Origin of the sequence: Schaalia dentiphila ATCC 17982, from assembly GCF_000154225.1 — a bacterium.
Taxonomy (GTDB): domain Bacteria; phylum Actinomycetota; class Actinomycetes; order Actinomycetales; family Actinomycetaceae; genus Pauljensenia; species Pauljensenia dentiphila.
This window is the reverse complement of the sequence record NZ_DS264586.1, coordinates 2,053,538-2,074,909: the sequence shown is the minus strand read 5'-3', so window position 1 is coordinate 2,074,909 and position 21,372 is coordinate 2,053,538. Positions and strand designations below refer to the sequence as shown.

Below are 21,372 nucleotides of genomic sequence, written 5' to 3'. Positions count from 1 at the left end.
CACGCGCTCAGTCGTCGGTGTCGTCGTCGTGATCGTCGTCGTCATCGTCATCGTCGTCATCGGGGACGGCGCGCTGTGGTGACGTGGGGGCGACGTAGTAGGGGTTTGTCGCGACTGGCGCGGGCGTGGGTGCGGGCGCCGGGTCCTCGCTGGTGGGCTCGGGGGCGGGCTCCGGGGTCGGCGTCGGCTCCTCGGTGGCCGCAACGACCGGGGCGGATTGGGGGCCCGCACCGTCGGACTGGGCGGGGACGGAGAGGCCGGACTCCATCGTGGTCTGCTGGCCTCCGGCCGCGAGGGCACGCAGGCCGAAGAAAGCGCCGCAACCGACGGCAGCGATGAGGCCGATAGCCCAGATCACACGCATGCGTTCTGACATGTGTACTCCTTTCATCGCTACCAGGATGGATGCGGACCGTGAGAGTCCCATTGTGTCTTCATGAGGAGAATCTCATGAAAGGACGCGGCGCGCTTGGCGGAGCGCACGGGGGAGGGGAGTTGGTGTGAGCATCCTCGTGTGTTGGCCGACGAGGCCGTGGCGCGCTCTCGGGGTGGGTGCGGTCCGCGTAACATGGCCCCGTGAACGAGTTTTCCTTGGCAATCCCCGGTGTTGATGGCGGCGACGCGCGCCGCCCGTACGCGTCTGCCGATTCCGAGCGCTGGGTGCCCGAGGACCACAAGTCCTCCGAGCGCACCGAGTTTGAGCGCGACCGCGCGCGCATCCTCCACTCCTCGGCGCTGCGCCGCCTCGGCGAAAAGACGCAGGTGCTGGGCCCGATCTCGGACGATTTCGTGCGCACCCGCCTCACGCACTCCCTCGAGGTCGCCCAGGTGGGCCGCGAGCTCGGCAAGGAGCTGGGGGCCGACCCGGACGTCGTGGACGCCGCGTGTCTGTCCCATGACCTCGGGCATCCGCCTTTTGGGCATAACGGCGAGCGTGCCCTGGATGCGGCGGCCGCCTCGATCGGCGGGTTCGAGGGCAACGCCCAGACCCTGCGCGTCGTCACGCGCCTGGAACCCAAGGTCATCGGCGCGGGCGGCGTGCCCGCGGGTCTGAACCTCACGCGCGCCACCCTGGACGCGATCTGCAAGTACCCGTGGGTCAAGGCCGGTGGCCCGGACCTGGCCAAGTCGACGCGCAAGTACTCCGTGTACCCCGACGACGCGCCCGTGTTCGCGTGGATGCGCCAGGGGGCGCCTGCGGGCAGGCGATGCCTGGAGGCCCAGATCATGGACCTGTCGGACGACATCGCCTACTCGGTGCACGACGTGGAGGACGCGGTCGCGACCCGCAAGCTGGACCCCGCGGACCTCTTCGATGACGCGCACTGCTCGGCCGTCGTGGCCTCGACCCTGGACTGGTACGGGCCCTCGGTCGCGCGCTCGGACCTGGAGGAGGCCCTTGAACGCATCGTCTCCATGCCCGTCTGGCTGCGCTCCTTCGACGGGTCCTACGCCTCCCTCGCGCACCTGAAGGACGCGACGAGCGAGCTGATCGGCCGCTTCTGCTCGGCGACCGTGGCCGCCACGCGCGAGACCTTCGGGCACGAGCCGCTGGGCCGCTACCGCGCGGACCTCGTCGTGCCGCCTGAGGTTCGCGCCGAGATTCAGATCCTCAAGGGCATGGCCGTCCACTACGTCATGAGCCCGCGTGAGACCGAGCCGGTCTACTACCAGCAGCGCACGCTCCTGGCCGATCTCGTCGACGCCCTCTACGAGGCCGGGGCCGACACCCTCGAACCCGTGTTCGCCGCGCAGTGGCGGGCCGCCTCCGACGACGGCGTGCGCCTGCGCGCTGTCATCGACCAGGTCGCCTCGCTCACCGACGTGTCGGCCTCCGCGTGGCACGCCCGCTGGTGCGGCATGCTGTCTTCGCAGCTGTGAGCATGATCGGACGCAGACGTGGGCAGGCATCGGTAGACTGAGGGACATGGCGGGTCTGATTCGTAAGGACGACATCGAAGCGGTACGTAACGCAGTGAAGATCGACGAGATCATCGGCGAACACGTAGCGCTGCGACCCGCGGGCATCGGCTCCCTCAAGGGCCTGTGTCCCTTCCATGACGAGCGCACCCCCTCCTTCAACGTGCGCCCTCACCTGGGCATGTTCCACTGCTTCGGGTGCGGTGAGAGCGGTGACGTCATCTCTTTCGTGCAGAAGATCGACCACCTGCCCTTCACCGAGGCGGTCGAGATGCTGGCGGCGAAGGCCGGGATCACCCTCCATTACGAGGAGGGCGGGGCGCGCGTGCGCACCGAGGAGCCGGGCAAGCGCCAGCGCCTCCTGGACGCCCACCGCGTCGCCGAAGAGTTCTACCAGCAGCAGTTGGCTTCCCCCGAGGCGCATAAGGGTCGCACGTTCCTCGCCGAGCGCGGCTTCACCCAGGTGATGTGCGCGCATTTTGGGGTCGGCTACGCCCCGGCCTCGTGGGATTCCCTGACGCGCCATCTGCGCTCCAAGGGCTTCACGGACCAGGAGATCCAGATTTCGGGCCTGGGCTCTCAGGGCAGTCGGGGCGTGTACGACCGTTTCCGCGGGCGACTCGTGTGGCCGATCCGCGACATCACGGGCGCGACGGTTGGTTTTGGTGCGCGTCGCCTGGACGACAGCGACAAGGAATCGCCCAAGTACCTGAACACCCCCGAGACGCCGATCTACAAGAAGTCGCAGCTGCTGTATGGCCTGGACCTGGCGAAGAAGACGATCGCGACGGAGCACAAGGTCGTCATCGTCGAGGGATACACGGACGTCATGGCCGCGCACGTCGCGGGCGTGACGAACGCCGTGGCCACGTGTGGTACCGCTTTTGGCTCCGAGCACGTCAAGATCATTCGCCGCCTGCTGGGCGACCACGCGGATCCGGCCGCCGGCGTGCTCCTGTCCACGGGGCGCGCGCACGGCTCGGAGGTCATCTTCACCTTCGACGGCGACAGTGCCGGGCAGAAGGCCGCGCTGCGCGCCTACGGCGAGGACCAGAACTTCGCGGCCCAGACTTTCGTGGCAGTGGCCCCGGGCGGCCAGGACCCCTGCGACCTGCGCCTGTCGCAGGGCGATCAGGCGATCGTCGACCTGGTGAACTCGCGCATCCCGCTCTTTGAGTTCGCTATCCGCTCGGTCTTGTCCCAGATGGACCTGCGCAGCGCCGAGGGCCGCGTGCAGGGCCTGCGGGCCTCGGCCGGCATTGTTGCGCACATTAAGGATCGCGCCCTGCGTGCCGAGTACACGCGGCAGTTGGCCGGGTGGCTCGGCATGGATATCCCCACGGTCGAGCAGGCGATCCGCGCGGCTGGTCGCGTCGAAGTCCTCTCGCACGAGGCGCGCCCGGGCGAGATCGAGATGGCGGGCGCCGGCCGCCCCGTCCCCGCGTCCGAGCGCCGAGGCCCCGAGGACCCGGTGAGCCGCATCGAGCGCCAGGCTCTCGAGGCCGTCCTCCAGCACCCGCTCTACGCCGTGGGCTCCGGCTTCGAGGAGCTTGACGGGCAGTCCTTCACCGTGCCCACGCATCGCGCCGTCCACGACGCGATCCGCGCGGTCGGCGGGCTCGACGCCTTCACGCAGATGATGCGCCAGGCCGAGGCCCACTTCGGCCCGGGTGAGAACGCGACGCTCGCGGCCTCGCGCCGCTTCGTCCAGGTGGTCCTGGAGACCGCCGGCGAGTTCATCGGCCCCGCCGTCACCCAGCTGGCTGTTGCGCCTCTGCCCGTTGCGGGTGAGGCCGACGTGCGCTCATACTGCCGAGGCGTCGTCGCCGCTATGGTGCGTATGGACCTGACCCGCAAGCTCGGCGAGGCCCGCGCGGCCCTGTCGCGCTTGAGCGAGGACGACCCCATCTACTCCGAGATGTTCCGGGAGCTCATGCGCCTGGAGCAGCGTCGGCAAAACTACACTGAAAGGAACTAACCGATGGCCGAAGTTGAGAGCTTTACCCTGGACCACACCGCAGTGAAGGCACCCTACGTGCGTCTCATCAACGTGGAGGCCGGCCCGAAGGGCGACCAGATTTCGAACTTTGACGTGCGTCTCCTCCAGCCCAACGCCGGGGAGATCCCGACCTCGGGCCTGCACACGATCGAGCACCTGCTGGCCTCCCTGCTGCGCGACCGCATCGACGGCGTTATCGACTGCTCGCCGTTTGGCTGCCGCACGGGCTTCCACCTCATCATGTGGGGCACCCCCTCGGTGCGTGAGGTGACGCAGGCGCTGGCCTCCTCCCTGCACGCGATCGCCGAGGACGTCACCTGGGAGGACGTGCCCGGCACCGACGCCTACTCGTGCGGCAATTACCGCGATCATTCGCTGTTCAGCGCACGCGAATGGAGCCGCACAATCCTCGAACAGGGTTTCTCTCTCGACCCCTTCGAGCGTATTCATCTCGTTCACTGAACTGCCGTGACGAGGTCCGGGGTCCAGCCGCGAGGCTGGGCCCCGTAGGTGTATCTCGGGGCCTATTGGCGTTGGTGGGTCGGGGAAAAGGTAGGGGAGTATAGGGGCAGCCCCCCATAGAGTTCGTCAGGAGCGGTCGCCGATACTAGAAGCGTCCGAAACCAGCAAGGAGAAAGCATTACGATGTCCGCTCCCGCACTCACCTCCCCCGCTCGCATCGCGCCACGGTCGCGCCTGGGCGTCAACCAGTATTGGATCAAGCTCGCGATGGCGGCGCTCATGGTTCTCGACCATCTCCCGCACGTTCCCGGACTAGTCCCCGTGATGTGGACGGACATCTTCCACGTCGTCACCAGGTGCGTGGCCGTCTGGTTCGCCTACGGCGCGGTCGAAGGAGTTCTCTACACCTCGAGCATGCGCAAGTACCTGGCGCGTCTGTGGGGCGCGTCGCTCATCATGGCCGCGGGTAACTACGCGCTGGGCCTGCTGCTGGCCACCCGCGACGTGCACATGTACGACAACAATATTTTCCTCACCCTGGCTGTGGGGACCAGCCTTCTCGCCCTCGTCAAGCGTTGGTCAGGGACAAAGTGGCACAAGTGGGCGATCGGCGGTGTTTCTGTGCTCTCGCTCGTGTGCGCGGTTCTTCCGATCGAGGGTGGCCTGCCGCTTCTGCCCTTCATGGTCATCACCTATGCGCTCTACTCGCGCGTCGTGTGGCGTGACTTGGCGTACCTGGCGCTCGCAGCGGCCATGTTCGCCCTCGTGTGGCAGCCTTACGACACGTGGCAGGCGACGGTGTCGATGCTCGCGCAGAACTCCGATTTCATGCTTATCCTCGTGATTCCGATCCTGCACCTGTACAACGGTGAGCACGGCCCGCACACGCGATTCTCCAAGTACTTCTTCTACGTGTTCTACCCCGCCCACCTGTGGCTACTCGCCCTGGTCGCGTACGTCCAGGCGGGCTGAGCGCCTTTCGAGCCGGTTGGTACCCCGAGGGTTTTGCTGCGTACGGGACCTGAGGGGCGTCTCCTAGTCCAGGCCAACCGCGTCGCGTACGCGCGCCTCCAGGGCGTCCGCCTGACGTTGGCCTGCCGCATCGAGTGGGCCGTTCGCCGTCAGGATGGAGAAGAGCCCGTCGGGTCCGCGCCGTACCCAGACCGTCACTGTTGTCCTGCCCTCAGTCTCCACCTGGGCGTGTACAACGATGGAACGATTGACGTACTCGCTTGTGTGGCGCATGAAGTCGGATGGGTCGCCCTGCCCTCGTCCCACCAGCGAGGGCCGGGTCGGGTCCACCCATTCGAGCGTGAAGGATTCCGCCTCAGCCTCCCATTGCGCCCGCGCCACGTCGTACCAGGGGAAGACCTCGTAGCTCTTCTGAGCCTTCTCATCGGATGCGGACCCGGCCCCGAAGACGTACAGGCCGGACTTTGCTGCCGCTAGCCATCGCCCGTCATGAAGCTCGAGGCTGGGGGAGCGGCGCTCGCGGGCGGGCAGGCAGAGGGCGAGAGCCTTAGGCAGAGTCGTCATGGGTTGATCGTATCGTTTCGGATGCTGCCGCGCGCTGTCCGTGCGTTGGAAGCTGAGGGCGAGGCCTACTAGGTCGGGGCGATACCCAGGAGCAGAGCACCCACGCCCATGAGCTCGCGGGAGATGTGGCCGGAGGGCGCGGGAGAACTCAGCGCAGGGCAAACTCCCTAGGGCGGCGAGAAGCGTTAGCAGGCGGAGCCTTGAGGGGCTCCGGTGTTCGGCGCGCGAACGTACGATGAGACGGTACCGACAACACATCAGGCTTCGTGGGCTGACCGGGGTGAGAACCTCCACAGGGTGGTGCATGGAGGGTCACATGCCGAAACTAATCGGCCACAATGCGGACGGCGGGCATATTCTGGCTTCATATTTGTGAAAAAACACGACAGGAGACCTCATGGCATCGACGCAGCATACCCCCACGGAACTTGAGGCTGCCGGCGACCTGGTACTTCCCGCCGCCGACGAGCTTGCCGGTCGTTTCCCTCTGACCCCCAACGCTCACCCGGCGACGCCGGAAGAGTACAACGAGATCATGTCAACCCTGGCCTTCGGCAAGAAGTTCACGGATCACATGGCCCATATGCGCTGGACCCGCGAGGGTGGCTGGGATGACCGCGGCGTCATTCCCTACGGTCCGCTCGAGCTGACCCCCGGCGCCTCCGTCTTCCACTACTGCCAGTCCGTGTTCGAGGGTATCAAGGCCTACAAGCGCGAGGACGGCTCCGTGTGGACCTTCCGCCCCGGCTACAACGCCGCGCGCCTGAACCACTCGGCCCGCCGCCTTGCCCTGCCCGAGATGAGCCGCGAGGACTTCGTGGCCTCCCTCGTGGACTACGTGCGCGCCGACGTCAAGTGGGTTCCCGAGGTCGACGGTTCGTCGCTCTACCTGCGTCCCTTCATGTTTGCCTCCGAGGAGTTCGTGGGCGTCCACCCCGCCGGCGTTGTCGACTACTACGTCATCGGCTCTCCGTCGGGCCCCTACTTCAAGGGCGGCCTGTCTGGCGTGGCCATCTGGGTGGAGCGCGAGTATCACCGCGCCGGCCCCGGCGGCACAGGCAGCGCCAAGGCTGGCGGCAACTACGCGGCCTCCCTGCTGCCCCAGATCCAGGCCGAAGCCAAGGGCTTCTCTCAGGTCTGCTTCCTGGACACCTACGAGGGCAAGTACCTCGAGGAGCTGGGCGGCATGAACATGTTCGTCGTCATGGCCGATGGAACCATCCGTACCCCCGAGCTCACCGGCGTCATCCTTGAGGGTGGCACGCGCAGTGCGATCCTGCGCATCCTGCGCGACGAAGGCGTGGCCGTTCGTGAGGAGAAGATCGCCCTGTCCGAGGTCGTGGATGGCATCCGCTCGGGCGCGGTCGCCGAGGTCTTCGCCTGTGGCACGGCCGCCGTGGTCACCCCGATCACGCGCCTGGCTGGCGATGACTTCGACGTGGAGATTGAGGTGGGGGACAAGACCCGCGAGATTCACAAGCGCCTGACCGACATTCAGTGGGGCCGCGCTGAGGATCCCTACGGCTGGACGTACCGCCTGGTCTGAGCGTGATCGCTTGGGGGAGCCACGGCCTCGTCGATTGACACGAGGCCGTGGTTTCTTTACGTGGTCACGATACGAAATTGCTCCAAAGTGACACTGGTGTCAGAACCTAACTAAGGGTATCCTTGGTTGTGTACTCGTGTGCGTCATGTTGATAGGAGCACAATGAAACGTGCGATCGTGGTCGTCTGCTCGTGGGCAGCGGCTCTCTGCCTGGCCGCCGCCTACCTGGCGATCGGCTGGGGTATCGATGATATTGCGGGACACAATGCCTGGTCGACATGGTGGATCGGCGTGCTGGGGGCCCTGGGATCCGGCGTGTTCGCGTGGGCGGTCAGCGCCCTGGGGGCCGCCCAGATGAACCAGATGGAGCCCGCGCTGCGCCATTCGATGATCCGACAGGTCTTCGCCCTGGGGCCCTCGCAGCGCACCAATGAGCGCGCGGGCCGCGTCGTCAACTCCGCCACCGACGGCGTCGAGCGTGTCGCCGCCTACAAGGGCATTTTCTTGGCCCCGATGATCGCGTCGCTGACGACCCCGATCCTCGTCGTCATTCTCGTTGCCATGACGATTGAACCGGCCTCGGGTGGTTTCCTCGCGATCGCGATCCCGCTGGTCCCGATCTGCGTCATGGGCTTCCGCAAGGCTTTCAAGCCGGTGTCCTCGCGCTACCGCCACGCCTCGCGCCAGCTCGCCGCCAAGGAGCTCGACGCCATCCAGGGCCTGGGCGACCTGGCCCTCATGAACGCCGGCAAGGATATGGGCAAGCGCCTGGCCGAGGCCGCCGAAGAGGTCCGCTCGAAGGTCATGAGCTACCTGGCCGGCAATCAGCTAATCCTCCTCGTCATCGACTCCGTCTTCTCCCTCGGCATGATCACCGGCGCGATCACGCTGGCCCTTATCCGCTACCAGCAGGGCGCGATCAGCGTCGGTGAGGGAATTTCCCTCGTGCTGCTCTCCTCGATCATGCTCGACCCGCTGGACCGCATCGGCCAGTTCTTCTACATCGGCATGGGCGGCATCGCGGCCAACAAGGAGATCAAGAAGTTCATCAAGCAGACCCCGCCGGTTACGGACGCCAAGGGTGTCAAGGCCCCGGCGATCCCGCCCCAGCGCGGCGAGATCCGGCTCAGCGGTGTCTCCTTCTCCTACACCGAGGACACTCCGGTCCTGCAGGGTGCGAACCTGACCCTCACCCAGGGCGAGCACGTCGCGCTCGCTGGCCCCTCGGGCGCCGGCAAGTCCACGATCTCGGCGCTGCTGCAGGGCTTCCTGCGCCCCACGCGAGGCCGCGTGAGCCTCAACGGCGTCGACCTGGCCAGCGCGCCCCTGTCGTGGGTGCGCGCCCAGACCGCCGTCGTCGAGCAGAGCACCTACCTGTTCTCCGGCACGCTGCGCGACAACCTGCTCCTGGCCGCCCCCGCGGCCACGGACGACCAGCTCATCGAGGCCCTGCGCGCCGCCCACCTGGGCGAGTTCGTCGACACGCTGCCCGGCGGCCTGGACGCCCGCGTGGGTGCCCGAGGCCTGGCCGTGTCGGGCGGCGAGGCCCAGCGCATCGCGATCGCCCGCGCCTTCCTGAAGAACGCGTCGATCATGATCCTGGACGAGCCCACCGCCCACGTCGACCTGGCCTCCGAGCGCGAGATCCTCGCGTCGCTGGAGACCGTGTGTGCCGGGCGCACGACCCTGACGATCTCTCACCGAGACGCCACTATCAAGGGCGCTGACCGCGTCGCGACCCTGCAGGAAGGAACGATCCGATGACCCGCAGGCAACTGTCTCTTCGACTCCTGTCGATCACGCGGCGCGTCCTGCCGCCGCTCGCGGCCTCCATCGCCGCCCGCATCGTCTTCCTCATGATCGGCATCGCCCTGTTCGCCCTGGGCGGCTGGGCCGTCGCCGGCCTCGCGTCGGGGGAGAGCGCCTGGAGCATCGCCCTCGTCATTGTTTGTGCGATTGGCCTGAGTCTGCTCAAGGGCCTGGCCCGCTACCTCGAGCAGTTCGCCGGTCACTTCGTGGCCTTCCACTCCCTGGCGATGCTGCGCAACTACTTCTACGATCAGCTCGAGCCCCAGGCTCCCGCGGGCACGGATCGCCTGGATTCGGGCGACATCATGAACCGCGTGACGAAGGATATCGACCGCGTCGAGGTCTTCTTCGCCCACACGCTCGCCCCCGTCACCACCGCCATCATCGTTCCGATCCTGTCGATCGTGTGGATGGGCAGCGCCGTGTCCTGGACGCTGGCCGCCGTGCTGGCTCCCTTCCTGCTGATCGTCGGTGCGGTTATTCCCTTCCTGGGTTCCGGTTCGACCGCGCGTGCAGCGCGTGAGCTGCGCGAGGCCCGAGGTGCGATCGCCGCCCACGTGACCGATTCGGTGCAGGGCGTGCGTGAGGTCCTCGCCTTTGGGGCGGAGGAACGCCGCGAGGCCGAGATGAGCGCCATCGAAAAGCGTATCTCCTCGGGTCTGGGTACTCAGGGCCGCTGGATCGCGCTGCGCCGGGGCCTCAACCAGGCCGCCGTCGCCCTTGGCATCGTCACGGTCGCCATGGTCGCGGGCTCGAACGTGCTTGCCGAAACGCTGACGCTGTCCCAGGCGGGCCTCGCCCTCGGCATCGCCATGGGATCCTTCGGACCGGTCCTCGCGGTCGAGGAGTTCGCCGCCGACCTGGACCAGGCGTTCGCGTCGGCCGCCCGCGTCTTCGCGATCACCGACCGAGCGCCCGTCGTCGCCGACCCGGCCGACCCCAAGCCGCTGACCCCCGGCGACATCAAGTTCACCGACGCGACCTTCTCCTACCCGACGGACGAGGACGTACCCGCGCGCGCCCCCACAGTCCTGGACGGCGTGAGCATCCACATCCCCGTCGGCAAGCGCACCGCCATCGTGGGCGCCTCCGGCTCTGGCAAGTCGACGCTGGCCTCGCTGCTGACCCGCACGTGGGACCCGGCCTCGGGCGCCGTGACCGTCGGCGGAACGAACGTGGCCGAGGTGTCCCTACGAGACCTGCGCGCGACGGTCTCCTCCGCGTCCCAGCGCCCCTACCTGTTCAACGACACGCTGCGCGCCAACCTGCTGCTCGCCGCACCCGACGCAAGCGAGGCCGACCTGGAACGCGCGCTGGAGGCCGTGGACCTCACCGATTGGCTGGCCACGGAAAAGGACGGCCTGGACACGGTGGTTGGCGACATGGGCGAGCGCCTCTCGGGCGGCCAGCGTCAGCGCCTGGCCCTGGCCCGCGCGCTCCTGCGAGACGCCCCGATCTACGTCTTCGACGAGGCCACGAGCCAGGTCGACCCGGCCACCGAGGCGCGCGTGCGTGAGGGCATCGCCCGCGTTGCGAAGGGTCGCACCATCGTCGAGATCGCCCACCGCATCAGCGCCGTGCGCGACGCCGACCAGATCATCGTCATGGATGCGGGCCGCGTCGTGGAGACCGGCACCTACGCCGAGCTGCACGCGCGCGGCGGTGCGCTCGCCGCCCTCGAGGCGCGCGAAACCACCGATCAACCCAGCGCCTGACAGACGCGAGCGTGCGGGGGATGGGGCCACGGCCTCGTCCCTCGCGTGTTTACGCGCCCGATACCGATAGGATTCGACCTATGGAAAGACTGATCGGCTGGACGAAAGCTGACGCGTGGGGCTCCACGAACGCGATCCCCGAGTTCCTGGGGGCCGCTGCCGGGGACGACCCGGTGTCCGAGGTGTGGTTCGGCGCCCACCCGGATGGACCGACGCTGCTGACGGGCGGGCAGACCCTCGCCGAGCACATCGGCGAAGACCCCAAGCGTGCCCTCGGCGGTGGCCTGCTCTACGCGTTTGGTCCGACTCTGCCGTACCTGGCGAAGATCATCGCCCCCGCGCAGACCCTGAGCCTGCAGGTGCATCCGACGAAGGAGATCGCGCGCGAAGGCTACCTGCGCGAGGAGGTCCTGGGCATCGAGCGCACGGACACGCGCCGCGTCTACCGGGACATGAACCACAAGCCGGAGATGATCTATGCGCTCACCGAGTTCAGCGCGCTCGTCGGCTTCCGCGTGCCGCGCAAGGCCCGCCAGCTCCTCGTCGGTCTGGAGGGTGAGCTCGCGGACCGCCTGCGTCACCGCCTCAAGCTGTCCACCGTGCGCGGAGGTCTGCGCTCCCTGGCCACGTGGCTCTTCGACGAGGACTCCCCGGCTACCCCGGAGCGCGTCGAAGAGTTCGTGGACGCGTGCCGCTCCCGCCTCGCGTCGGGCACATCCCCCTCGCCGCGCACGGACGAGCTTGTGAGCGTCCTGGGGGAGAAGCACCCGGGCGACCCGGGTATCATCGTCGCCTTCCTCATGAACCCGGTGTCCCTGCGCCCGGGCGAGGCCGTCTACATTCCGCCGCGCCAGATCCACGCCTACCAGTCGGGCCTGGGCATCGAGGTCATGGCTTCCTCCGACAATGTCGTGCGCGCGGGCCTCACCGGCAAGTACGTGGACTCCGCCCAGCTCGTGGAAATCACCGAGTTCTCGGCGCTGCCGCCCGTGCGCGTGGCCCCCGAGCATCCCTCGGCGACGACTGACCGTTTCCTGGCACCTGCCCAGGAGTTCGAGCTGTCGGTGACGACGCTGGCACCCGGCAAGCACACGTCCCGCGTGGACGAGGTCGCCGTGCCCGGGGAGGGCCCGCGCATCGTCATCGCGACCTCCGGGTCGGTCTCCCTGCACGTGAGCGAGGAGCAGGGCGGGGACAGCGTGGGGCTGAGCCGCGGCCAGGCCGTGTTCATCTCGGCCGCCGAGCGTCGCGTGTGGGCGTACGGCACCGGCTCCTTTGTGCAGGTCGCGGCCCCCTGACCGGGGTGCGTCGCGCGCCGTGACGAGGCCGTGAATGGGAGTGTTGTCAAGTCGTCCCACGTGGTGGTCTTGGTTCCTGGAAAAGCCTTGTAGGCGCGCTGTTTTCCTCTAAAATAGGAATCGGGCCTCATCTCCGCTCGCTGCGACGAGGTCCGATTGTCAATCGCAGTGTGGGTACCGCGTGGGGGTGCCCACACTGCGATTCTGTTTGCGCCTTAGAAGACGCCGGAGACCCAGTCGGCCAGGGTCTTGCACGTGGAGGCCAGATCGCCCTCGTGGGCGTCGTAGCCGGCCACAATGTCCTCGGTGTCGACGTCCTCGTTGTTCGCCGCCCACACGGTCGCGATCTCGCGCGTGACCTCGGGGTGAAACTGGACGCCCAGGGCGGTGCCGTAGGAGAAGATCTGCGTGTACTTGTCCGAGCGCGCCCACTCGCGCGCGCCGTGGGGGAGTTCCACGATGGCGTCACCATGGTCGGCGAACACCGTGTGGGTCGAGGCCAGCGCCATGCGCAGGGGGACGGCTCCGCCGCCGCCCGCCTGGTCGTTCGTGCCCCACACGAGCGGGATGACGCCCCGTTCGGGGCCTGAGGGGTCGGCGATGCTGACCCGTCCACCGAAAGTCGCTGCTATCAGCTGAGCGCCCAGGCAAATGCCGAGGACGCGCACGTTGGCGCTCACACATCGTCGGGTTAGCTCGCGCTCGGCTTCCAGCCACGGCCACGCCTCGTCGTCATAGGCGGTCGCGCGCCCGCCCAGGAGAATGAGGGCACCCGGAAGGGGAGCGGCCACCAGGTCCTGGAGGCGCTGCGGTTCCTCCCAGGCGCGCACCATCTCGTGACCGCCGAGGAAGGCGGATAACTGGCCCACCGGAACGATTGGGTCGTTTTGAATCACGAGGATGCTCATACGCCAATTGTAGGCGCGATCACGCGCAGGTACCTATCGGCCCTTGAAGAAAGCGAACAGCTGGCGCTCTCGGATCGTCGTTGATGCGATGACGACACCGATGAGAGTCCACGACGCAGCGCAGATGCCCTCGGTAGCGACCAGGCGTATCAAGTCAGAGCGGTCACTGGGTGGCGCTCCGCTCAGGATCGTGAGGCATATGCCGGAGGAGAGGACGAATGCGCCGCCCACCCACGCCACGGCCTCGAACAACTGGAGGACCGTCGTATCTGATCTGCGGAGCCCAGCATGCAGAGCCGAGGCGATCTCGAGGCGACGCCACCACGTGGCAGCGGCCCCTAGCGTGGCACCGATTGTGCTCGCGGCGATCCACGCCCACCAGGTCGGCCTCTGCCGCAGTTGTCCCGCCGCGTCGAAGGCCGTTCCGCGCGTAGGGTTCATGGCGAGGACCTGGGCGTTCTGGTCGTCGCTTCCAACGAGGGTTGAGCGCACCAGGGCATCAACGTCGTCGCTGTGCGGCCAGGATTCGTACCAGCACTCATCGAAGGTCCCCATCGCTGGCACGGGGGCAAGAGCCGCGTAGGCGTAACCGGGACGACGCCCGTCGTTCTCGTCCCACGGGTAGGTGCCCGCGACCTCGGCCTGCCCGTGTGCGAGGGGGAGAAGGGCTCCTTGAGTGGTGCCGAGGTCCTCGGCTACCTGCTCAGGGAGCACAATGCCCGTCGGATCGGCCGTTGTTGCCCCCAGGAGAGAGACGGTTCCAGGCGTGACCTCGTACAGGGGCAGCGACGAGGCTGGAAGAGCGAGTGGGGACAAGCCGGATTCGACCGAGCGAACGGCTCCTGCGCGCACCCCGGGGATTCGCGACAGTGCCTCGCAGGTAGCCCCGTCGATGCTGCCTTGCGCTTGGAGGACTCGCACCGATCCCAGATGGACACGGAAAGAGGCCGCCTCAACGCTGACGGAACGAAGAGAGAACGCATCGGCGCAGATAACGCCTCCGACTAGGGCGGTGGCCAGGATAGTCAGAATCCCGACGCGGGCCGTCCCGCTCAGGCAGTCCCTCCACGCTTCGGACAGGAGTGCTCGCCACGAGAGTGTGCTCATCGCTGTCCCTCCTCGTCCTGGAAGTGTGCGAGGTCAATGACGGCGTCGCACTGCGCGCGAATCGACGGATCGTGCGTCGCGATCACGACGCTGACCCCGTCCTCGCGCAGAGAGCCGAGCGTGGAGGCAATGTCGCGAGCCGTGGATTGATCAAGCTGCGCGGTCGGTTCATCCACGAGGAGAAGAGTGGGGGCGCAAGCGAGCCCGCGGGCGAGGAGTACACGCTGAGCCTCTCCGCCCGACAAATCCCGAAATGGGCGGGTCGCAAGATGCGCCAGATTGAAAGCGTTGAGGAGCCGCTGTGCCTCCGCATCGGCCTGCGCCCGGCTCATGCCACGGGCCAACAGGGGCAGCGCCACGTGGTCAATCGCGCTGCGTGCGCGAACGCCGAACGGGTTCTGGAAGACCCACGCAATGCGGGGCTTCTGCTCACCAGACGGACGGGGGATGGTGATCGTTCCCTCGGTCGGAGTCTCCCATCCCGCGATCAGTGACAGCAGGGTTGACTTGCCAGAACCGGACGGGCCGACGATGGCGGTGAGGGCACCGTCCTCGCAGCGTGCGCTGAGATGGCGAAAGAGCCACGGGGTGGCGGCGAACCTGTGCCCGACGTTGTCTAGCTCGACGGACATGAGCGTCCCTCGACGGCGGTGTCGACGGTGGAGAGCGGGGTCGTTGGCAGGACGTAGGTTCGGCCAAGCTGGGAAGAAACGATAGAAACGGGAATCGGTGTGCCGTCTTCAAAGACGCACGCGCCCGTCGCGTTTCCGACCACTGAGGACGGTGGGATGACCGCGACGGTGATGGGGGAGGCGAGCTTCCAGGAGACGGGCAGCTGAACGGGTCCATCGCTGCTCGGGGTGGAGCGGACGAAGTCCGTGTATTCGCGCGAGGAGAGGATCGTCGCCGTCAGGGTGGGGTCGGTGATGATGCCGTCGTAGGGAACGGGATAGTCCGTGTCCCCCAGGGTGATGACGTGGTCCGCAGGATAGGCATCCGGTGGGACGGAGAGCCGCAAGGCGTCGCGGGACTCCTCAAGGGTGAGGAGAACGGTCTGTGTATCGACGCTGTCACCCAGGTGAACGGGGACCGACGAGGGGGTGACGGTCGGCGCCGGGATCCACAGGACGTGAGAGGCTTCGATGCTGGAGGGGATACCTCCAGCTCCGTCGCTCACGCCCATCGCCGAGGCCAGGGCCACTCGCGTGGCGACCGTGACCCGCTGAGAATCCGCCGGAGCCGCATACCCGAGCCGAGCAAGCTCAGCGTTCAGGGCACCGATATCGGGTCCCGCGGCTCCGTCCACCACGTCCTGATAGAGAGGAGTGGATAGGGCTAGGGCGAGAAGGGGCAGCCCGTCGATCTCGCAGGGAATGGAACCTGACGTGACAGGAGCTCCCGTCGCTGCTTGGAGGGCCGTGATGCGCCCAGCGATGGGGGAGGTGAGTTCGTGAGGCGAGGCCGGGGGAATCGTGAGGGTGAGGGAGCGCGTGTCGGTAAATTCGCGCGTCGTGACGGGGACCGTCGTCGGTGCAGATGACGATGCCAGCGAGGCCGGGGTGGGCGGCGAAGCAATGAGAATACCCGCGCTGACCCCACCCGCACCGGCGATGAGAGCGACTAACGCGGTGAGGGCGAGCCAGCGGCGAGAAGATGCCATCTCAACTCCTGAGGGTGGTTGCGGTCATTTGCTGGGGTCCTCGAGGCATCGTCGCAAAATGTCGGGACCCTGGGATGGGTCGATGAAAGGCAGCGCGCTTGCGAGAGGCGTTCCGCTCTCGCGAGCGCGCGCGAGCTCTTGGGCCGTGAAGGACGGCTCAACCGCCTTGTTGCGGATCAAACACTGCGTGAACAGCTCATTGACATCCCGGTGATCCGGGTTGACTCGCATGTCGAACTCGAGCGCCTCGATGATCGGCTGACCGGCATCGATGGAACAGGTGTAGACGAATTCTTGTTGCTGTTCCTCAGATATGGAGGAGCCAACCGGCTGATCGGGGACGCTCAGCGTGCCGCTCGGGCCGAAGGATGCGCCGGTCACGCCCTTGTCTGTCAGGCAGTTCAGCACACGCTGACGCATGTCCTGGAGTTCGGCCTCGCTGATGGAAGAGTCGGCGAGGACAGATTGGACGAACTCGTTGGACGCCCACTCACTGCGCGCTTGCTCAATGTCGGCCGCCCACGGCCCCTGCGCCGCGGGCGTGTTCTGTTGGCAGCCACACGCCGTGGCGACGATGACAAGAGCGGCAGCGAGCAAACCAACGCGCGAACGGATGGAGTGCGTGCCCTCCGTGTTGTTTGCTCCCATGATGTTCTCCCTCGAACAGCCTCGACAATGGGTGCTTACTTCCAGAATAACGAAGAAAGGGCTCCGTTTTCCGCATGACGGAGAAGTGAATTGAGATGGGGATGATCAGAGGACCCCAAACGCGCCGCAGCCCCCAATCCCGGAACCCGACGCGGCGTGCGATCCCCACCGCGCCAAGCCGACCCGGAAACGGGGGCTACAACACACGTTTCATTGTGTGAGGCTAAGCTCAAGATAAAGGGAGCGTTGCCTGAAAAAACCCTGGGAAAAGCGCGCGGGGTGGATCCTCATCCACCCCGCGCGCCCCAGGCCAGCAATCAGTCGATCACTTCGATGCGAGACGAGCGCCCTCGGTAAGAGCCTCCAGCTTCGCCCACGCGATCGACGGGTAGATGCGGCCGCCCAGGCCGCAGTCCGTCGACGCCACGACACGCTCGTCGCCCACAATGTCCGCGAACTGGCGGATACGCTGAGCCACCAGCTCCGGGTGCTCCACAACGTTCGTCGAGTGCGACACCACGCCCGGGATCAGGTACTTGCCTTCGGGCAGTTCGATGTCTCGCCAGATCGTCCACTCGTGCGCGTGGCGAGCATTCGCCGCCTCAAACGTCAGGCCATTCGCGTTCACCAGGAGAGCCAGATCCACGATGTCCTTAAACGCAATATCCGTCGTGTGCGGGCCGTGCCACGAACCCCAGCACACGTGGAAACGCACCAGAGACGGGTCAATGCCCTCCAGCGCGTGGTTCAGCGCGTCGATACGCACGCGAGAGAACGCGCGGTAATCCTCAACGGACGGCTCCGGGTTCATCTGATCCCAGCCCTCCGCGATATCCGGCGCGTCAATCTGGACCGTCAGGCCCGCGTCCGTAATGCGCTTGTACTCCTCGCGCAGCACGTCCGCCCACGCCCACACCACGGCCTCGTCATCCTCGTAGAACGCGTTAGCCACGCGAGCCGCCGAACCCGGCGAAATCGCCGCCACGAAACCATCCGACACGGGCTTGCCCGCCGCCTCCAGCGCGTGCTTCGTGCCCGCGATATCGCGCTCCACGGCCTCGGCGCCGATGTAGGCCAGCTCACCCGTGATCGTCGGGAACGCGATCGGGTTGCGGTTCGCAATGTGAATACCCGAATCCGGATCCGCGTACGCGTCCGCGAAACGCTGCCAGTCGCGGCGCTCAGCAAACGATGAGAAAGAAAGTCGACCGTCACGGCCGGCCGGGGGACGCACATCAAAACGCTGCACGTCCTCAAAGGACAGTCCGGCGAAACGCGAGAAGGAATACGTCCACCACGCGCCGTAATCAACCGTGTCGATCATCGCGTGACCGTACTCGCCGTCATTGACGATATCCAGGCCAATCTCGGCCTGACGCTTCACAACGCCGTCAACCTGATCCTGCAGCAGCGACGTGAAGTCAGCCTCGCCGAGCGAACCCTCACGGCGCGCACGATTCGCCTCGAGCAGCTCGGGGGTACGGGGCAGGGAACCAACATGAGTGGTGCGAATGGTCATCGCAGTCCTTTCTCTAATCTGTGCACCCAGCCTACGTTTCGCGTGTCGAGAACGAGGCCGAATGTCCGAAGCGTGACCAATGCGATCAACCACTCATCTGGCAAGACGCGAATTCACGCACGCACCCCTTGCGTTTTCCTTGCAATCACGCCCACAAGCGTCCGCCCACTGACACGGCGACCCGCTCACCACAGCCCCCGAGATACCGCGCGAAAACCGCCCCCACCCAGCCCCGGCCTCGTCCATGAGACGAAACCCGCACGGAAACGCAGCGCTCACGCTCCTACTGTTGAGTCATTACAAGGCAAAAGAAAGGCACATCATGAGTCGCCCGCTGCGCTCGGCAACATCCACCCAAGGCCGCAACATGGCCGGAGCACGCGCCCTGTGGCGCGCCACCGGCATGACGGACGGCGACTTCGGCAAGCCGATCATCGCCATCGCCAACTCCTTCACCCAGTTCGTCCCCGGCCACGTGCACCTGAAGAACATGGGCGACCTCGTCGCCGGAGCCATTGAAGCAGCCGGCGGCGTCGCCAAGGAATTCAACACGATCGCCGTCGACGACGGCATCGCCATGGGCCACGACGGCATGCTCTACTCCCTGCCTAGCCGCGACCTCATCGCCGACTGCGTCGAAACCATGGTCAACGCACACCGCGCCGACGCCCTCGTGTGCATCTCCAACTGCGATAAGATCACCCCCGGCATGCTCCTGGCCGCCATGCGCCTGAACATCCCCACCATCTTCGTCTCCGGCGGCCCGATGGAATCCGGCGCCGCCGTCGACGGCGTCGTCGAACACCGCCTCGACCTCATCGACGCCATGGTCATGGCCGTCGACGACTCAGTCAGCGACAACCAGCTGGCCAGCATCGAAGCCAACGCGTGCCCCACCTGCGGCTCCTGCGCCGGCATGTTCACTGCGAACTCCATGAACTGCCTCAACGAGGCCATCGGCCTGGCCCTGCCCGGCAACGGCACCACCCTGGCCACCCAGATCGAACGCAAGAAGCTCTTCACCGAGGCCGGCACGCGCATCGTCGACATGTGCCGCGCCTACTACGACAACGAGGACGACTCCGTCCTGCCGCGCTCCATCGCCACCAAGGCCGCCTTCGAAAACGCCATGAGCCTGGACGTGGCCATGGGCGGCTCCACCAACACCGTCCTGCACATCCTCGCCATCGCCAACGAGGCCGGCGTCGACTTCACGCTCGACGACATCGACGCAATCTCGCGCCGCGTGCCCTGCCTGTGCAAGGTCGCCCCCAACTCCACGACCTACCACATCGAGCACGTCCACCGCGCCGGCGGCATCCCCGCCCTGCTCGGCGAGCTCGACCGCGCCGGCCTGCTCAACCGCGACGTGCACTCCGTCCACTCCGACAACCTGGCCGACTGGCTGGGGGAGTGGGACGTGCGCAGCGGGAGCGCCACCGACGAGGCCAAGCACCGCTTCCTAGCCGCGCCCGGCGGCGTGCGCACCACCCAGGCATTCTCGACCGCCAACCTCTTCGAGTCCCTCGACACCGACTCTGAGGCCGGCTGCATCCGCTCCGTCGAGCACGCCTACACGAAGGACGGCGGTCTGGCCGTCCTCTACGGCAACATCGCCGCCAACGGCGCGATCATCAAGTCCGCCGGCATCGACGAGTCCCTCTTCCACTTCGTCGGAAAGGCCTTCGTCGTCGAATCCCAGGAGGAAGCCGTCGAGGCCATCCTCAGCAAGCAAGTCAAGGAAGGCGACGTCGTCGTCATCCAGTACGAGGGCCCCAAGGGCGGTCCCGGCATGCAGGAAATGCTCTACCCGACCTCCTACCTCAAGGGCCTGGGCCTGGGCAAGAAGTGCGCCCTCATCACCGACGGCCGCTTCTCCGGTGGTACGTCCGGCATCTCCATCGGTCACATCTCGCCCGAGGCCGCGGCCGGCGGTGCGATCGGCCTCGTGCGAACCGGCGACGAGATCGAAATCGACGTCAACAACCGCGTCCTGCGAGTGGGCGTGAGCGACGAGGAACTCGAGCGCCGCCGCGCCGAAAAGGGCGCCGCGCCGTGGAAGCCCTCCAAGCCCCGCGCCCGCAAGGTCTCCGACGCCCTGCGCGTCTACGGCATGCTCGCCGCGTCCGCCGACAAGGGCGGCGTGCGCGTCCTGCCCGACTGGGCGTGAGCGGAGCGCCTACAATCGTGGGCATGCATGGAGAGTATAAAGTTCCCGGAGGCAAGCTCGTCGTCGTCGACACCGGCGTGGAGGAGGACCGCCTGACGCGCGTGAGCGTATCCGGCGACTTCTTCCTCGACCCCGACGACGCACTCACCCGGATCACCGCGTCCCTCGAAGGGGCCCCGGCCTCGTCGAGCGCGAAGGATCTGGCCGCGCGCGTGGAGGCCGCCCTCCACGAAGGTGACACGCTCATGGGGGTGACCCCCGAGGCCGTCGGCATCGCCGTACGCCGCGCGCTGGGCGCCGCCCTGTCGTGGGACGACATCGACTTCGACGTCATCCACGGCCCCGTCGTCGACCCGATGATCAACGTCGCCATGGACGAAACCCTGGTCGAAGACGTGGCCGCGGGCCGCCGCAAGCCCTTCATGCGCCTGTGGGAGTGGAACGGCCCCCAGGTCGTCATCGGCTCCTTCCAGTCCTACCAGAACGAAATCCAGCAGGACGGCGTCGACCGTTACGGCATCACCGTGTCGCGGCGCGTCACCGGCGGCGGCGCCATGTTCATGGAGCCCGGCAACTGCATCACCTACTCGCTCGTCATCCCCACGGCCCTCGTGGAGGGAATGAGCTTCGAGCAGGCCTACCCGTACCTCGATCAGTGGGTCATGGAGGTCCTCGAAAAGCTCGGCATCAAGGCCAAGTACGTGCCGCTCAACGACATCGCCTCCGAGTCGGGCAAGATCGGCGGCGCCGCGCAGAAACGCTGGGCCAACGGCTACATGGTCCACCACGTGACCATGGCCTACGACATCGACGCCATCAAGATGAACGAAGTCCTGCGCATCGGCATGGAGAAGATCCGAGACAAGGGCACCCGCAGCGCCGTCAAGCGCGTAGACCCCATGCGCTCCCAGACCGGGCTTCCCCGCGAAGAGATCCTGAAGGTGTTCTTCGACCACTTCAAGGAGAAGTACAACGCGAGCGTCGGCACCATCACCGAGGAGGACCTGGCGGTCGCGCGGGAGCGCTGCGAGACGAAGTTCGCGCGCGAGGAGTGGGTGCACCGCATCCCCTGAGC

Annotated in this window: 18 protein-coding genes; 10 read left to right on the top strand and 8 right to left on the bottom strand. The window is 66.8% G+C overall.

The genetic code is table 11. The features are described 5' to 3' along the window. Window positions 1-7 precede the first annotated feature (7 nt). Window positions 8-376, bottom strand: a complete 369-nt coding sequence (locus ACTODO_RS08875; protein ID WP_244262548.1) for a hypothetical protein — start codon at window positions 374-376, stop codon at window positions 8-10. Between the two features lie 200 nt (window positions 377-576). Between ACTODO_RS08875 and ACTODO_RS08870 the strand changes: the two genes are divergently transcribed. The 4 genes from ACTODO_RS08870 (at window position 577) to ACTODO_RS08855 (ending at window position 5,353) form a co-directional block, all read left to right on the top strand. Continuing rightward, complete coding sequence (locus ACTODO_RS08870) at window positions 577-1,881, top strand: deoxyguanosinetriphosphate triphosphohydrolase (RefSeq protein ID WP_003793061.1); 1,305 nt, start codon at window positions 577-579, stop codon at window positions 1,879-1,881. Between the two features lie 46 nt (window positions 1,882-1,927). Continuing rightward, window positions 1,928-3,898, top strand: a complete 1,971-nt coding sequence (dnaG, locus tag ACTODO_RS08865; protein ID WP_003793059.1) for a DNA primase — start codon at window positions 1,928-1,930, stop codon at window positions 3,896-3,898. A gap of 3 nt (window positions 3,899-3,901) precedes the next feature. After that, window positions 3,902-4,381: an S-ribosylhomocysteine lyase gene (locus ACTODO_RS08860; protein WP_003793057.1), complete on the top strand. Its 480-nt coding sequence runs from the start codon at window positions 3,902-3,904 to the stop codon at window positions 4,379-4,381. A gap of 183 nt (window positions 4,382-4,564) precedes the next feature. Continuing rightward, window positions 4,565-5,353 carry a TraX family protein gene (locus tag ACTODO_RS08855; RefSeq protein ID WP_003793055.1) on the top strand — a complete coding sequence of 263 codons (789 nt, stop codon included), beginning with the start codon at window positions 4,565-4,567 and terminating at the stop codon, window positions 5,351-5,353. Between the two features lie 63 nt (window positions 5,354-5,416). Here ACTODO_RS08855 and ACTODO_RS08850 read toward each other — a convergent pair whose 3' ends face one another. Continuing rightward, complete coding sequence (locus ACTODO_RS08850) at window positions 5,417-5,917, bottom strand: hypothetical protein (protein WP_003793054.1); 501 nt, start codon at window positions 5,915-5,917, stop codon at window positions 5,417-5,419. Between the two features lie 397 nt (window positions 5,918-6,314). On the opposite strand from ACTODO_RS08850, the gene ACTODO_RS08845 reads away from it, so the two are divergent. From ACTODO_RS08845 to manA, 4 genes are all read left to right on the top strand, one after another. Beyond that, complete coding sequence (locus ACTODO_RS08845; RefSeq protein WP_003793053.1) at window positions 6,315-7,463, top strand: branched-chain amino acid aminotransferase; 1,149 nt, start codon at window positions 6,315-6,317, stop codon at window positions 7,461-7,463. A gap of 162 nt (window positions 7,464-7,625) precedes the next feature. Next, on the top strand, window positions 7,626-9,227 hold the full coding sequence (locus ACTODO_RS08840) for an ABC transporter ATP-binding protein/permease (protein WP_003793052.1): 1,602 nt from the start codon (window positions 7,626-7,628) through the stop codon (window positions 9,225-9,227). Continuing rightward, window positions 9,224-10,987 (top strand): thiol reductant ABC exporter subunit CydC, encoded by a 1,764-nt coding sequence (gene cydC / locus ACTODO_RS08835; protein WP_003793051.1) that lies wholly within the window; start codon window positions 9,224-9,226, stop codon window positions 10,985-10,987. Before ACTODO_RS08840 ends, cydC begins: the two co-directional genes overlap by 4 nt. Window positions 10,988-11,067: 80 nt before the next feature. Next, complete coding sequence (gene manA / locus ACTODO_RS08830; RefSeq protein WP_003793050.1) at window positions 11,068-12,285, top strand: mannose-6-phosphate isomerase, class I; 1,218 nt, start codon at window positions 11,068-11,070, stop codon at window positions 12,283-12,285. A gap of 215 nt (window positions 12,286-12,500) precedes the next feature. On the opposite strand, the gene ACTODO_RS08825 is transcribed toward manA, so the two are convergent. From ACTODO_RS08825 to ACTODO_RS08800, 6 genes are all read right to left on the bottom strand, one after another. Next, window positions 12,501-13,193, bottom strand: coding sequence for a type 1 glutamine amidotransferase (locus ACTODO_RS08825; RefSeq protein WP_003793049.1), 693 nt, complete (start codon window positions 13,191-13,193; stop codon window positions 12,501-12,503). A gap of 33 nt (window positions 13,194-13,226) precedes the next feature. Further along, a complete protein-coding gene (locus ACTODO_RS08820) occupies window positions 13,227-14,300 on the bottom strand; it encodes a hypothetical protein (RefSeq protein ID WP_003793048.1) in 1,074 nt (357 codons plus the stop codon). Next, window positions 14,297-14,932 carry an ABC transporter ATP-binding protein gene (locus ACTODO_RS08815; protein ID WP_003793047.1) on the bottom strand — a complete coding sequence of 212 codons (636 nt, stop codon included), beginning with the start codon at window positions 14,930-14,932 and terminating at the stop codon, window positions 14,297-14,299. Before ACTODO_RS08815 ends, ACTODO_RS08820 begins: the two co-directional genes overlap by 4 nt. Continuing rightward, entirely contained in the window at window positions 14,917-15,960 is a 1,044-nt protein-coding gene (locus ACTODO_RS08810) for a hypothetical protein (RefSeq protein WP_003793046.1), read from the bottom strand. Before ACTODO_RS08810 ends, ACTODO_RS08815 begins: the two co-directional genes overlap by 16 nt. A gap of 24 nt (window positions 15,961-15,984) precedes the next feature. Continuing rightward, the gene (locus ACTODO_RS08805) at window positions 15,985-16,608 is read right to left on the bottom strand and encodes a hypothetical protein (protein ID WP_003793045.1); all 624 of its coding nucleotides are present in this window, start codon (window positions 16,606-16,608) and stop codon (window positions 15,985-15,987) included. Window positions 16,609-16,933: 325 nt separating this feature from the next. After that, on the bottom strand, window positions 16,934-18,127 hold the full coding sequence (locus ACTODO_RS08800; protein ID WP_003793044.1) for a cobalamin-independent methionine synthase II family protein: 1,194 nt from the start codon (window positions 18,125-18,127) through the stop codon (window positions 16,934-16,936). 322 nt (window positions 18,128-18,449) lie between these two features. On the opposite strand from ACTODO_RS08800, the gene ilvD reads away from it, so the two are divergent. Together ilvD and lplAB are read left to right on the top strand one after the other, a co-directional pair. After that, the gene (gene ilvD, locus ACTODO_RS08795; protein ID WP_034512402.1) at window positions 18,450-20,297 is read left to right on the top strand and encodes a dihydroxy-acid dehydratase; all 1,848 of its coding nucleotides are present in this window, start codon (window positions 18,450-18,452) and stop codon (window positions 20,295-20,297) included. Window positions 20,298-20,320: 23 nt separating this feature from the next. Further along, on the top strand, window positions 20,321-21,370 hold the full coding sequence (gene lplAB, locus ACTODO_RS08790; protein WP_003793042.1) for a lipoate-protein ligase LplAB: 1,050 nt from the start codon (window positions 20,321-20,323) through the stop codon (window positions 21,368-21,370). Window positions 21,371-21,372 lie beyond the last annotated feature (2 nt).

Coding starts and splice junctions, on each gene's coding strand:
- ACTODO_RS08875 (WP_244262548.1), bottom strand. CDS start 376: ATGTCAGAACGCATGCGTGTGATCTGGGCTATCGGCCTCATCGCTGCC.
- dnaG (WP_003793059.1), top strand. CDS start 1,928: ATGGCGGGTCTGATTCGTAAGGACGACATCGAAGCGGTACGTAACGCA.
- ACTODO_RS08860 (WP_003793057.1), top strand. CDS start 3,902: ATGGCCGAAGTTGAGAGCTTTACCCTGGACCACACCGCAGTGAAGGCA.
- ACTODO_RS08855 (WP_003793055.1), top strand. CDS start 4,565: ATGTCCGCTCCCGCACTCACCTCCCCCGCTCGCATCGCGCCACGGTCG.
- ACTODO_RS08850 (WP_003793054.1), bottom strand. CDS start 5,917: ATGACGACTCTGCCTAAGGCTCTCGCCCTCTGCCTGCCCGCCCGCGAG.
- ACTODO_RS08845 (WP_003793053.1), top strand. CDS start 6,315: ATGGCATCGACGCAGCATACCCCCACGGAACTTGAGGCTGCCGGCGAC.
- ACTODO_RS08840 (WP_003793052.1), top strand. CDS start 7,626: ATGAAACGTGCGATCGTGGTCGTCTGCTCGTGGGCAGCGGCTCTCTGC.
- cydC (WP_003793051.1), top strand. CDS start 9,224: ATGACCCGCAGGCAACTGTCTCTTCGACTCCTGTCGATCACGCGGCGC.
- manA (WP_003793050.1), top strand. CDS start 11,068: ATGGAAAGACTGATCGGCTGGACGAAAGCTGACGCGTGGGGCTCCACG.
- ACTODO_RS08825 (WP_003793049.1), bottom strand. CDS start 13,193: ATGAGCATCCTCGTGATTCAAAACGACCCAATCGTTCCGGTGGGCCAG.
- ACTODO_RS08820 (WP_003793048.1), bottom strand. CDS start 14,300: ATGAGCACACTCTCGTGGCGAGCACTCCTGTCCGAAGCGTGGAGGGAC.
- ACTODO_RS08815 (WP_003793047.1), bottom strand. CDS start 14,932: ATGTCCGTCGAGCTAGACAACGTCGGGCACAGGTTCGCCGCCACCCCG.
- ACTODO_RS08810 (WP_003793046.1), bottom strand. CDS start 15,960: ATGGCATCTTCTCGCCGCTGGCTCGCCCTCACCGCGTTAGTCGCTCTC.
- ACTODO_RS08805 (WP_003793045.1), bottom strand. CDS start 16,608: ATGGGAGCAAACAACACGGAGGGCACGCACTCCATCCGTTCGCGCGTT.
- ACTODO_RS08800 (WP_003793044.1), bottom strand. CDS start 18,127: ATGACCATTCGCACCACTCATGTTGGTTCCCTGCCCCGTACCCCCGAG.
- ilvD (WP_034512402.1), top strand. CDS start 18,450: ATGAGTCGCCCGCTGCGCTCGGCAACATCCACCCAAGGCCGCAACATG.
- lplAB (WP_003793042.1), top strand. CDS start 20,321: ATGCATGGAGAGTATAAAGTTCCCGGAGGCAAGCTCGTCGTCGTCGAC.